Source organism: Sphingobacterium sp. UDSM-2020 (assembly GCF_016132525.1).
In the GTDB taxonomy this organism is placed as follows: Bacteria; Bacteroidota; Bacteroidia; order Sphingobacteriales; family Sphingobacteriaceae; genus Sphingobacterium; species Sphingobacterium anhuiense.
Window position 1 is genome coordinate 1,755,745 of sequence record NZ_CP066166.1, and the last position, 12,532, is coordinate 1,768,276.

The 12,532-nt window shown below is 38.5% G+C and carries 11 protein-coding genes; 10 read left to right on the top strand and 1 reads right to left on the bottom strand.

Going from position 1 to position 12,532, the window contains the following annotated elements; translation table 11 throughout:
- The first annotated feature begins 8 nt into the window (after window positions 1–8).
- The 10 genes from JAZ75_RS07710 (at window position 9) to JAZ75_RS07755 (ending at window position 10,872) form a co-directional block, all read left to right on the top strand.
- A complete protein-coding gene (locus JAZ75_RS07710; RefSeq protein ID WP_208700986.1) occupies window positions 9–239 on the top strand; it encodes an acyl carrier protein in 231 nt (76 codons plus the stop codon).
- Between the two features lie 2 nt (window positions 240–241).
- Complete coding sequence (locus tag JAZ75_RS07715; RefSeq protein WP_208700988.1) at window positions 242–982, top strand: SDR family NAD(P)-dependent oxidoreductase; 741 nt, start codon at window positions 242–244, stop codon at window positions 980–982.
- A complete protein-coding gene (locus JAZ75_RS07720; RefSeq protein WP_208700990.1) occupies window positions 960–1,604 on the top strand; it encodes an acetyltransferase in 645 nt (214 codons plus the stop codon). The genes JAZ75_RS07715 and JAZ75_RS07720 overlap by 23 nt, the downstream gene beginning before the upstream one ends.
- A gap of 1 nt (window position 1,605) precedes the next feature.
- Window positions 1,606–2,742 (top strand): DegT/DnrJ/EryC1/StrS family aminotransferase, encoded by a 1,137-nt coding sequence (locus tag JAZ75_RS07725; protein ID WP_208700992.1) that lies wholly within the window; start codon window positions 1,606–1,608, stop codon window positions 2,740–2,742.
- Between the two features lie 276 nt (window positions 2,743–3,018).
- The gene (locus JAZ75_RS07730) at window positions 3,019–3,801 is read left to right on the top strand and encodes a polysaccharide biosynthesis/export family protein (protein ID WP_208700994.1); all 783 of its coding nucleotides are present in this window, start codon (window positions 3,019–3,021) and stop codon (window positions 3,799–3,801) included.
- A 7-nt stretch (window positions 3,802–3,808) separates the two neighbouring features.
- A complete protein-coding gene (locus tag JAZ75_RS07735) occupies window positions 3,809–6,208 on the top strand; it encodes a GumC family protein (RefSeq protein WP_208700996.1) in 2,400 nt (799 codons plus the stop codon).
- A 254-nt stretch (window positions 6,209–6,462) separates the two neighbouring features.
- Window positions 6,463–7,146 (top strand): outer membrane beta-barrel protein, encoded by a 684-nt coding sequence (locus tag JAZ75_RS07740; RefSeq protein ID WP_208700999.1) that lies wholly within the window; start codon window positions 6,463–6,465, stop codon window positions 7,144–7,146.
- A 42-nt stretch (window positions 7,147–7,188) separates the two neighbouring features.
- Window positions 7,189–8,481: an SUMF1/EgtB/PvdO family nonheme iron enzyme gene (locus JAZ75_RS07745; protein ID WP_208701001.1), complete on the top strand. Its 1,293-nt coding sequence runs from the start codon at window positions 7,189–7,191 to the stop codon at window positions 8,479–8,481.
- Window positions 8,482–8,596: 115 nt separating this feature from the next.
- A complete protein-coding gene (gene gldN, locus JAZ75_RS07750; RefSeq protein ID WP_208701003.1) occupies window positions 8,597–9,490 on the top strand; it encodes a gliding motility protein GldN in 894 nt (297 codons plus the stop codon).
- 191 nt (window positions 9,491–9,681) lie between these two features.
- Complete coding sequence (locus JAZ75_RS07755; protein ID WP_208701005.1) at window positions 9,682–10,872, top strand: exo-beta-N-acetylmuramidase NamZ domain-containing protein; 1,191 nt, start codon at window positions 9,682–9,684, stop codon at window positions 10,870–10,872.
- 122 nt (window positions 10,873–10,994) lie between these two features.
- Here the strand turns inward: JAZ75_RS07755 and gldM are convergent, their stop codons facing one another.
- Window positions 10,995–12,527, bottom strand: a complete 1,533-nt coding sequence (gene gldM, locus JAZ75_RS07760) for a gliding motility protein GldM (protein ID WP_208701007.1) — start codon at window positions 12,525–12,527, stop codon at window positions 10,995–10,997.
- Window positions 12,528–12,532: the final 5 nt, after the last annotated feature.

Genomic DNA, 12,532 nt, shown 5'->3' on the forward strand with positions numbered 1-12,532 from the left:
TTGAACATATGAATACTGAAAAATTTTTGGAATTATTAGTAGAAGAGTTAGAATTGGAAAATCCATTAACATTAGCTTCGAACCTAAAAGAATTGGAAGAATGGGATTCGATGACCGCTATGTTGTTAATCGGAGTTGTTTCTAATGAGTTTGGAAAAACGTTGTCAGCAGAAGATATCAAGGAATTGACAACTGTTCAATCTTTAGTTGATAAAATTGGAGCTCAACAATTTTCATAACCATGATGCAAGAATTAAATAAAAATATTCTTGTAACTGGTGCAACATCCGGAATTGGGAAAGGAATTGTTGAAGAATTGGTGAAAAATCCTACCAATACTGTTTATGGTATTGGTAGAGATGCTTCTAAAATAGTCGAATTACAAAAGTATCCTAATTTTAATTTCATTGCATTTGACTTGTATCAAGTAGAAGAGATCGAAAAATTATTTAAAAATCAGTTCTCTGACATTAAATTTTCTGGATTTATACATTGTGCGGGTATTGAAGAAACATTGCCAGTTACCCTTTACACTCCTCAGAGGGTACAAAATATTTTTCAGTTAAATGTTTTTTCAGCAATTGAAATATTGCGTTTTCTTTCAAAAAAGAAGCATGCTGTCGATCAAGCTAGTTTTATTTTGTTATCATCGGTAATGGGCGAGTTGGCAAAACCTGGTATAATAGGTTATTGTGCTTCTAAGGCTGCTATTCTTGGTTTGGTAAAATCTCTTGCTTTGGAGTTATCCAAGAGGAAAATTAGAGTCAATGCTGTTTCACCCGGAATAGTCAATACCCCGCTTACTCAGCGTCTATTTGAACAATTAGATGCAGATAGCATTGCAAAATTGAAAGACATGTATCCCTTGGGTATAGGAGAAGTTGCCGATGTAGTGGGTATGTTCATGTTTTTATTATCGGATCAGTCAAAATGGATTACAGGACAAAATTTTAAAATAGATGGCGGATATTCTATACAATAAAACTGATGTTACAGTTATCGGTGCAGGTGGCTTAGCGCGCGAAGTTGATTCTTGGATTGCAGGTGATCGTACAACGAGTTATGAAATAACCGGATTTTGGGACGATAATTTAACTGCATTAGATCATTATGCGATGGAAAGGAATGTTTTAGGCAGCTTAAACGATGAACGACTATCTGGATTGGTATTGATCGGAATCATGGACTGTAAATTTAAGCAGATTATTTATGAAAAACTCGAATCAAACTCAAAGGTGACAATAAGCTCTTATGTGCACGAATCTGTTTTGTTTGGTTTAAGATCTCAATTAGGTGAAGGTGTCATCTTATTTCCACAAGTGATCGTCTCCTGCGATGTGCATATCGGGAAGGGAAGTTTTGTGAATTTAGGTACTCAGATTGGGCATGATGTCATTATTGGCGATTTTGTGAGTATTATGGCAAATGTGGATCTCGGAGGAGGAGTTGAGATTGGTAATAATGTATTTATCGGTAGTGGTGCTACGATCTTACCCGGTGTTAAAATTGCAGCAAATACACGAATTGGAGCGGGTTCAGTTGTAATTAAATCTATAAAAAAAGAGGGTACCTATTTTGGGAATCCTGCAAAAAATATATTTTAAGATGTCAGATAAAATTTGGCTTTCATCCCCGCATATGGGTGGCCGCGAACTACAGTTTATTCATGAGGCTTTTGATGCAAATTGGGTTGCACCTCTAGGACCAAATGTGAATGGTTTTGAAGAGGATTTAGAAAAATTTTTAAATGCAGATGTTAAAGTCGCGGCTCTGTCTGCTGGTACAGCTGCTTTACATTTAGCACTAATCGAATGTGGTGTCGGTCACGGTGATGAGGTAATCTGTCAAACGATGACATTTTCTGCATCAGCAAATCCAATTGCTTATCAAGGTGCAATTCCTGTTTTTGTAGATTCTGAAGAAGATACCTGGAATATGTGTCCTAAAGCGCTAAGAGAGGCTATAACTGATCATGTTGCTAAAGGTCGCGTACCAAAGGCAATAATTGTGGTTCATCTCTATGGGATGCCTGCAAAAATGGATGAGATCTTAGCAGTAGCACATGAATTTGATATTCCGGTTATTGAAGACGCAGCTGAAGCTTTAGGTTCAACTTATAAAGGTAAGGCATGTGGTACTTTTGGAAAGTTTGGTGTATTGAGTTTTAACGGAAACAAGATCATTACTACTTCTGGTGGTGGTGCATTGGTTTGTCACAATAAAGTAGATAAAGATAAAGCTGTTTTCTTATCAACTCAAGCACGTGATGATGCGCCTCATTATCAACATTCGCATATCGGTTATAATTATCGTATGTCAAATATCTGTGCAGGTATAGGTCGTGGACAAATGGAGGTTTTAACTCAGCGAGTTGATGCACGTCGTGCGATGACTGCGTTTTATGTAGACTTGTTTGCTAATTATCCGGGAGTAAAAGTATTTGTAGCACCTACTTCAGATTTTTATTCAAATCATTGGTTAGCAGCAATTACAATTGAACCTGATGAGGCAGGTATTACAAGAGAAGACTTAAGATTGGCTTTACTTGAGTTGAACATTGAATCCAGACCATTATGGAAACCCATGCATTTACAGCCCGTGTTTGAAGGTACATCTTATTATGGAGCTAAGGTAGCTGAAGAATTGTTTGATAAAGGATTATGTCTGCCGTCTGGATCAAATTTAACAGATATAGAGCTTGAGCGAATTAAGTTGGCTATTGATCAGGTTTTTTCTAAATAGCGTTTTAAAGTTTTTATAGCTATTAGAAGCTCTATTTATTAATAGTAGAGCTTCTTAATAATTCTGATGACTGAATTTTTAATTATTTTGAAGAGGCTAAAGAAAGTTTGTAAAAGTGTAATTAGAAATATTTGGTTGATTAGGCATTATCTTTGCTATGATGCTACGACTTTCCTAATTATCTTTTTTAATATCATATTAAATAGGGTAGTTTAAGTAAAATAATATATTTTTGTCATAATTAAGTAGAATAAATTTTTTAAATTTGAATATAACATGCGATTAATTTCAAAGTGTGGTTTTGTATTAGGATTGTTTATAGCTATCCTGATTGTTTTTAGTTCTTGTGGATCCAGAAAAAATATGGTATATCTGCAACCAGATTCTACTCAATTGAATTCGGTCTATGATCAGCATATCCCTACCATTCAGCCTAATGATATTTTAACGATAGTTGTATCGGCTGCAGATCCCAAAGTAACGGCACCATTTAATCCTATAAGTACCTTAGGTGTAGGGGCAACGGCCCAAAATTCAGATCTGGCTCAACGTCCAACTTATACGGTAGATGCGAAAGGTATTATAACCTTACCCATGCTCGGTCAAGTTCAAGTTGCAGGTTTAAAGCGTTTACAAGCTATCGATAAATTACGTGCTGAGTTGAGTCAGTATATCAAAGATCCTGTTGTGAATATAAGTTTCAATAATTTTCGTATATCAGTTTTGGGAGAAGTAGCACATCCGGGGTCATTTGTGATGCCTACAGAGCGTGTGACCATATTGGAGGCACTGGGTATGGCTGGCGATTTAACCATTCGCGGGGTTCGTGAAAATGTGTTATTGGTTCGCGAGGTCGGTGGACAAAAATCGATGCATCGCTTGGATTTAACTAAAGAAGAGACGTTAAATTCACCGTATTATTATTTGGCACAAAATGATGTCATCTATGTTGAGCCAAATAAAGCACAGATCAACAATTCAAAATTAGGCGCGAATACGAATATCATTGTTTCGATAGCAGGCCTTATTATCACCGTAATTTCAGTATTGACACGCTAATATATCCATGGAACAACAATTGAATAAGATCAACGACAAGAAAGAAGAAGAATTTAACTTAAGGCAGCTTTTTGAGCAATATGCCTTTTACTGGAAGTGGTTTGTGCTGACTATACTACTTTCCGTGGGTATCGCCATGGTTTATCTGCGTTATGCACAGCGTACTTATAATACGACAGCAAAAATCTTATTAAAAGATGAACGTAGTGCTTCTGCGGGAGAATTGGCTGGAATTGCCGAGTTAAGTAGTAGTATGGGCTTAGGTGGTAGTCGGGGTGCATTTGTGAGCGATCAGATTGCGGTTTTATCTTCCAGAAGGCTAATGCGGAAGGTGGTAGATCTTCATAATTTGCATATTACTTACGCAAAAATGGGACAGATCCGTTCTTCGGAAATATTGGAGCAGGATATGCCTTTTGTCTTACAGCAAAAAGGAAATCAAGATACTGTAAGATTACACTTGAAAGTGAAATTGCATGATGGTAGACAGCTCGAGATAACGAATGTCTCTACTAAAAAGGTATTGATTTCGGACTTTGATAAATTTGTCAAAATTGGTAAGTATACATTGGCTTTAAAAAGAAATCCTGCAAGAGAATTTGATGTAAATGGTGAATACGAAATTACTATCGTCCCTAAAAGTAGAGCTGTAGATGCCACGATTGGTGCGGTGAGTATCTCACCGGCGAAGGATGTGCAATCGTATATTGTTAATTTCTCGATGGTATCGACATTGAGTAAAAAATCGGAGTTGATCCTCAATAGCTTGATCGATATTTATAACAGTGATCTAACCAATGATAAGCTACGTATGACTCGTGCAACCTCTGACTTTATCAATAAACGTTTAATATTGATTTCTCAGGATCTTTCAGGTGCAGATGAGCAAGCTGCAGACTTTAAGTCTGCCAATTCGATGGTGGACATGGCTACTGAAGCGGGTGTATTTCTAAATAACGCCTCTGAGAATGATAAAAAGGTGTTGGAATACCGGACACAATTACAGTTGGTAGATCATATGAGCGACTTCCTAAAGGGAGAGACGTCAGGCAAATTGTTGCCATCCAATATCGGTTTACAAGATGCTTCCATTGGCACTGCAATAGAGGCCTATAACAGGTTAGTACTGGAGCGTGATGATTTGTTAAAATCAGCTTCAGATCTGAATCCTACTGTGATCGGTCTTAATGAGAATATCGCTGAGAGTCGTAATAACATTCGTCGCTCATTAGAGAATTATCGCCAGGTAACTAAGTTGGCATTAAGTAGTATCGAGCGTAAATCCAATGAGATTAAAGGTAAGATCAACTCTATTCCTAATCAGGAGCAAGGATTTAAAAAGATCTCAAGACAGCAACAGATTGTAGAATCACTTTATTTGTTATTATTACAGAAAAGAGAGGAAAGTGAAGTTAGAGCCGCTGCAACGCCAGACAATCTTAAGGTTATCGACGCAGCTTATGGTAATGGGACACCTGTGTCACCAAATAGAAATATGATACTTCTTGGTGCATTATTCTTGGGTTTTCTTATTCCATTTGGTATTTTATATATTAATTTCTTATTGGATAATAAAATTCATTCGCGAAAGGATATCGAAGATGTTATTAAAACACCTGTTTTAGGAGAAATCCCTAGTGCTGAAGATACCGTCATCCATCTCAATGACCGTTCTTCTTTAGCAGAAGCTTTCCGGATTTTGAGGACCAATATGACTTTTATGTTCAGTGCAGACAAGAAGGACCTTTCGAAAGTTGTGTTTGTGACTTCCACTATAGCAGGAGAAGGAAAAACTTTTGTAACTACAAATCTTGCGCAAATTCTTTCTATGTCGGATAAAAAAGTCTTATTGGTCGGGGCAGACATCCGGAGTCCAAAAATATTGGATTATTTAGGTCTATCCCATATGCAACATACTAATATCGGAATTACACAGTTTTTGATCAATCCGGAGATGGATGTGGATAATATTATCATTAAAAAACCTGGAAATTATGATTTTGATGTGGTTTATTCGGGTTATATAGCTCCTAATCCTGCAGAGCTTTTAATGAATGGACATTTTGATGATGTAATCAAATATGCACGTGAGCATTATGACTATATCTTAGTCGACACAGCACCGGTTAGTTTGGTAACCGATACCTTGTTAATCGCGCATAATGCCGATTTGACCTTGTATGTATCTCGTGTCAACTTCTTGGATAAACGTTTGCTTCAGATACCACGTGAATTATATGTTGAAGGAAAGTTGAAAAATTTAGCTTCAGTAATCAATGATGTTGACTTTGCCCGTGGCTATGGTTATGGCTATGGTTACGGCTATGGTTATGGTGACAAAGGAACTAAGAAAACTGGCTTTTCAAAATTTTGGCAAAATTTGAAAACTAAGTTTGGAATGAAATAAATCGTAAATAACTTTTAAATTGGCGCTTTTCTCTTAAAGGAAATGCGCCATTTTTTTTATCATTTTATCAATATTTCATTTTGTTACATCGATAGAAAATGGCTTACTTTGTGAAAGATGGCTTAAAAATTGCTCATGCATGCTCGTGTGATACAATTGCGAGTATATTGGATATTCTATCAATTGCAACAACAATGTGACTGATAAATCGTTTCTTTATAAGGTGTCTACAATAAAACAAATCAATTAATATAATGAAAAAGCTATTTTTTACGTTTATTTTACTTAGCTGTCTGGCGACTGCTTCAGCGCAGTTCTCACGTCCTATTACCATAGGTGCTGGAGCTGGAGCAGCTTATGGTATGACCGATTTCAAAAATTCAAAAGCACATTTTACATGGTATGGAGAAGGGGATTATTTGTTTACACCCTTTATATCAGTTGGATTACGTGCAGAAAAGGGTACGGTGAGTGGTAATAGTACGGAAGAAACTTATAAGAATAGCTATTACGCTGGAAATGTGAATGCGAAATTGCGCTTGGGGAAATTTATGAATCTACCTGATAATTATAGTTACTATACTTTGATAACGAGTGATTTTCAACGCATATTGAGTAATATTTATATCGGTGCAGGAGCTGGTCTTATCAAGAATAGGATTGCTACTAATTTCTCTCCAGCATTTCAAGAGGGTGTTGCAGCCATTGGAGGGGAGATTGCTCAGGATCGCTCAGGTATTCATTTTATAGTGCCCCTTAATATTGGTGTAGATATTCCGTTTGGTCGCACACTCTATGGGCCGCAATGGGCAGTCAATGTTAACTATCAGCATACGTTGACCACGAATGATAATTTGGATGGAGTTATCAATAAAAATAACGACCAATATGGTTTTTTATCTGTTGGTGTTAAATATGCGCTATTCAACCGTAATTAATTTTTGATCGTAACGAACTCTAAAATAATAATAACAGCGACTATGAATAATATGAAAAAATACGATCCGACACTGAAATTCGGGCTGGTTTTTTTAGCAGTTTTGATGTGTATGCAGGCTTGTAAATCTAGCTCGTCAATATATAAGGCTCCTAAAGTTTCTGCTTTTCGTGCAGGAGAATTGCCTGCGCCTCCAGGAATGGTATACGTACCTTCGGGAACGATTTTGTTTAAAAGCTCATTAGATTCTGCTGATACCGGCAAAAATGTGAGTCTGAGTGCATTTTTTATTGATGAAACCGAAGTGACCAACAAGCAGTACCGCGAGTTTATCAACTGGGTGGCCGATTCGATTGCGGTAACGGATTATTTGAAAGATGATCAGTATTTCTTGAATACCGCTGATCCTGAAGGTGAACGTCCAATAAATTGGAAAAAAGTAAAGAAAGTTTCGCCATTATGGAAAAGCAACGACCCAAGTATCCGCGAGCAATTAGCACCGATGATCTTGATGAAGGGGTCAAAAAGAACACTTAATCCAGAGGTCCTTAATTATCAATTCACCTATCAAAAAACGAGAGGTAATACGAAGAAAGAATATGTGACCGATGCCGTATTGGTGATGCCTGTTGAGGACATCTGGTCTAATGATTTCCCTAACGCACAATTAGCATCTCTTGATGTGAATTACTTTTCGCATGAATCTTTTGATTATTATCCTGTAGTTGGTGTAACCTGGAGACAGGCAAGAGCTTTTACAGATTGGCGCGGAAAAGAAATCATGGCAACGTTGATCAAAAACTCTTATCTGAGTGGTTTTCAACTGGCACTGAGCCTTCCAACTGAAGCACAATGGCAATATGCCGCAGAAGGGAAATTGGATCCTCGTGATACAACGGCAAGCACTCGAATGACAATCGATGGTTTAGAAGGTAAGGAAAAGTTAGCGGTTAACTTTAAGCAGGGTGAGGGTACTTATTCGCGTGATGGTGCTACGTTTACCCTTCCGGTAAAGTCATATACCCCAAATGCATTTGGAATCTATAATATGGCTGGAAACGTGTCGGAGTGGACATTAGATGCTTTCAGCCCTTCGGCGATGGTATTTGTCAATGATCTGAATCCCGTTCTTTTGTACGATGCGAATGAAGAAGATGCAGATGCTTTGAAAAGAAAAGTAGTGCGTGGTGGTTCATGGAAGGATAATGGCGAACAGCTTAATAGTGAAACCCGTAATTATTCAGTGGATTATGAACCTCATTCGTATATCGGTTTCCGTTGTGTGATGTCTGCTTTTGAGATGCCAACAGTACAAAGCAAAACTAGAAAATACTAAGTAACGGAATAAAAATATTTATATCGATAGCTGTGGTAGTTCGCACTGTCCGGCACCTGTAAAGCAGGTTTAGGACTTGTAAAACTAACTTCGGCTATGAAAAAAAGATTAGCTAATGAAACTTTTGATAACAATTGCAATGGCTATCGGATTTATTCCGGCCTTTGCTCAGGAAGAAGTATTAATGGATACGATTCCGACTACGGATGGTTTTTACCAGGCCAGTAATTTGGAAGATGCAGTACCGTTTGCGTATCCTGAAATCAATATGAAGAACATCCGCTTTTACAAAAGAGTATGGCGCGATATCGATCTAAAAGATGAAAAAAATGCCTTGCTCGCTACACCGGGAAACTCCTTGATTGAGATTATCATGAAGGCAATTGAAACGGGTAAGTTGTCGCTATATAGTCCCGATGACGATTCTTTTAAAGGTAGAATGAGTGCCAATGAGGGTATTGCTCGTTTTACAGATAGTGTATTGGTCCCGATTTTTGATGATGAGGGTAACCAAATCGATTCAAAAATGGCGCTAAATGAATTTGATCCTACTCGCGTCACCAAATTTCGTATCAAAGAGGATATCTTCTTTGATAAGCAACGTGGCCGTTTGGAGAGCCGTATCATTGGTGTAGCTCCGCTAATGGATATCACGACTTCAGCTGAGCTGGCCGAATCGGTAGGTTCTACTCCTGCATTTTGGTTGTATTTCCCACAATTGCGCTATAGCCTTGTGAAGGTAGATATTACCGATCCAGATAAAGGATTATACGATATGACCATGGATGACCTGTTCGTACAGAAGAAATATGCAAGTACCATCATCCGTGAATCTTCTGCTGGTGCGCTAAAAGTAGCTGATGAAGCACAGCAATTGCAAGATGCAGCGCAGATCGAGGAAAAGATCGATGCTTATAAAAAGAAATTATGGACGAATCCTAAGGGTGTGAAAACGGAAAACTTAGAGGATTTTGTTCCTAATGTTCAGAAAAAAGGAAAGAAAAAATAAGTGTAGTTTATTTTTGCTATCATAAAAAAAAGCATTCTCATCTTTTGAGAATGCTTTTTTTATGCTTATTCTTACAGAAGAAAAGAAATGACAATTACATTCCTTTTTACATGATTATAAACCCCGTATAACCTCCTTTTACCAAATAAAGATTTAAAAGAAATTCAGGTTATGTGGATGATCTCATAAATATGAAAACAGTCAAAATTATCTTCAGCTTTTGCATCGTCCTGTTACTCACCTATCCTCTTGTTGCACAAATCCGTACAGGGGCTGATCAAACCTCCGAATATCTCAGTTATTTGAAAGGAAAAAGAATTGGGATGGTGGTTAATCCTACATCACGAATCGGAGATGAATCCAGTGTGGATAGCCTGATTGCACTTGGTGTTAATATTGTCAAAGTTTTTGGCCCGGAACATGGTTTTCGTGGTGACGTAGGTGCGGGGGTAAAAGTTACGGATGCCATTGATCCAGCGACAGGTGTTAAAATAGTTTCTTTATACGGCAAGACCAATAAACCCACAAAAGAGATGTTGGCAGATGTCGATCTGATGATTTTTGATATTCAAGATATTGGTGTTCGCTATTTTACATATATCGCGACGATGCATCGCGTCATGGAAGCTTGTGCGGAACAGGGAAAAGAACTTTTGATTTTAGATCGACCAAACCCCAATGGATACTTTATCGATGGACCAATATTGGATATGGCGTATAAATCGGGAATCGGCATGCACCCTGTGCCCGTCACCCATGGTATGACGGTCGGGGAATATGCGCAGATGATCAATGGGGAAGGCTGGCTCGCAAATGGTGTTCAATGTAACATCAAAATCGTTCCCGTAGCAAACTATAGCCATGAGATGGAATATATACCACCTGTAAATATGTCCCCGAATATCAATACCGATCAGGCGGTTCTGTTATACCCCTCGACTTGCTTATTTGAAGGTACCGTGCTCAGTGAAGGGCGAGGCACATTGTTCCCATTCACCGTTATTGGTGCTCCAGAATTAAAGGGGAAATATGATTTTACGTTTACGCCAGTCAGCATCCCAAATATGAGTGCGACACCAATTCACCTGAATGAACTGTGCTATGGCTTGGACTTAAGAACTGTTGATCTACAAAAATTAAGAGCATCAAAGCAGATTGACCTTTCTTGGTTGATCGAGACGTATCAGAACTATCCGAATAAAAAAATATTTTTTGATGCCAAGCAAAGTAAAGAAATTGTTGTATTTGATAAGTTAGCGGGTGGACCTGCGCTACGGGAGGCCATTAATGCGGGGATGTCGGCAGATGAAATTCGTAAAAGCTGGGAACCAGGACTCGAGACCTATAAAGAGATGAGAAAGAAATATTTAATTTATCAATAAGTTTAGCAGATTAGGAAGTTAATGTGTAAGATTTAAATTCGCCATTGTAAAAATCGAAATACTTATCATAAAAAAAACCTTCTCAACACATTGAGAAGGTTTTTTTATGTGCTTTTTTTATATTAGTTCGCGGTCAATGCGATTGCATTTAACTGGCGAGAGGTACCATCAGGACCTACAACGACGATGTTATCGAAAATAACACGTGTGCCGGGTACGATGCCGTTCAGCGCAGATGCCATACTTGAGCTCAATTGATTACCTAAGGTGGATAAAACAATTGCATCAGCGCGTGGCTTAGCCAATATCATCGTAAATTTGGTGACCTTAAATTTAGCGTCAAAATCAAAGTTCTCCAGAGTGGCAAATACGGCATTTTGCGCTTTAAGGGCTACTGTTGCCATATTACCGCCTGTTTTACCTGCAAACTTAGCGATAGGATCTGGAATACGTTTTACACGAAATTCGGTCGTACTCAACGTTTGCATTTTTCCTGGTGCTACTTCAGCAGCAATAGTGACACGTGCTGTTCCTGGTGATGAAACTCGTGCGTTATATTTACCGCCAGAGCCTGAAAGGCTACCACCTGTTATGTCCACTTTTACTTTATTTGTTGGTGTACCTGCAGCCGAAACTGAAAGTGGATTGTCTACACCGATATACAACACATTCATCTTGTCTGGTGATACCACCGCCGATGGACGGGCTACCTGATAGGTCTGTGTGGCTGTACGGTACTCTTTCATAGAACCATCTGTCTGCTTGACCTGCACAACTCCTGTCCAAGAAAATGTACCTTCTTTATTCGTTGGTACTGTGTAGACTCCTTTACCGTCGACAATTTGTAATGCCGATCCATTCACACTGATCGCTGGTTGTGACTTTGAGTCGGATGCGGTTAAGAATACTTCAGCTTTATAGGGTTGTCCTTGTACTAAATACGAAGTTGGGGCAACCGCAACTGCTGCAAACTTATCCAGATTGACAATTGCTTGATCCATTTTTCCCAAGATCAATTTTACAACATCTGATTCTGCATTTTGTGCGTCTGTCTGGATTTTCGTAAGAATGGTCATGGCTGCTGTTAAGGGTGTACCATTACCGAAATTGATTTCTTCCCAGGTTTTCTTCCCATTTACTGCTTTTTCAGGGTCCGAAGCATCAAGCGAGAAGGAAACGCTTTTTTGCCCTTCAGGACCTAAAAGTGTAAGTAGTTTGGTGCGGGTTTCATTGATTTTGTCTTTCAGAACAACACCTTTTTTCTCGTTGATCATGAGGTTGGGAGAGATGTCTTCGTTCTCCCGCATCACTAGATCTCCGGTTTCGCTGTCGTAACCGCCACCTTGTTTGGACAATTCCTCTTTCAGGCTATTGATATAGGTATTCAGGTCGCCAATGATGGCCTGTGCCTGTTTTGCTTTATCGTATATCGGCTTAGCGCGTGCTGGTTCTTCCTTCATTTTGGTGTTTTCAAATGACGTAAACAATTGCTGCACCGCATTGTTGACATTCGACCGGGAAGTTTCCAGGCTATTGTTGATGTTTTTAAATGCATCCAAGATGGTATCGGGTACATTCAGCGCGAGTAGCGCCAATAATACCAGATAAAGAATGCTAATCATTCTTTGTCTTGGAGTTTCTCTTCCTAATGCCATTTTTA

Coding starts and splice junctions, on each gene's coding strand:
- JAZ75_RS07730 (WP_208700994.1), top strand. CDS start 3,019: ATGCGATTAATTTCAAAGTGTGGTTTTGTATTAGGATTGTTTATAGCT.
- JAZ75_RS07725 (WP_208700992.1), top strand. CDS start 1,606: ATGTCAGATAAAATTTGGCTTTCATCCCCGCATATGGGTGGCCGCGAA.
- JAZ75_RS07755 (WP_208701005.1), top strand. CDS start 9,682: ATGAAAACAGTCAAAATTATCTTCAGCTTTTGCATCGTCCTGTTACTC.
- JAZ75_RS07745 (WP_208701001.1), top strand. CDS start 7,189: ATGAATAATATGAAAAAATACGATCCGACACTGAAATTCGGGCTGGTT.
- JAZ75_RS07710 (WP_208700986.1), top strand. CDS start 9: ATGAATACTGAAAAATTTTTGGAATTATTAGTAGAAGAGTTAGAATTG.
- gldN (WP_208701003.1), top strand. CDS start 8,597: ATGAAACTTTTGATAACAATTGCAATGGCTATCGGATTTATTCCGGCC.
- gldM (WP_208701007.1), bottom strand. CDS start 12,527: ATGGCATTAGGAAGAGAAACTCCAAGACAAAGAATGATTAGCATTCTT.
- JAZ75_RS07715 (WP_208700988.1), top strand. CDS start 242: ATGATGCAAGAATTAAATAAAAATATTCTTGTAACTGGTGCAACATCC.
- JAZ75_RS07740 (WP_208700999.1), top strand. CDS start 6,463: ATGAAAAAGCTATTTTTTACGTTTATTTTACTTAGCTGTCTGGCGACT.
- JAZ75_RS07735 (WP_208700996.1), top strand. CDS start 3,809: ATGGAACAACAATTGAATAAGATCAACGACAAGAAAGAAGAAGAATTT.
- JAZ75_RS07720 (WP_208700990.1), top strand. CDS start 960: ATGGCGGATATTCTATACAATAAAACTGATGTTACAGTTATCGGTGCA.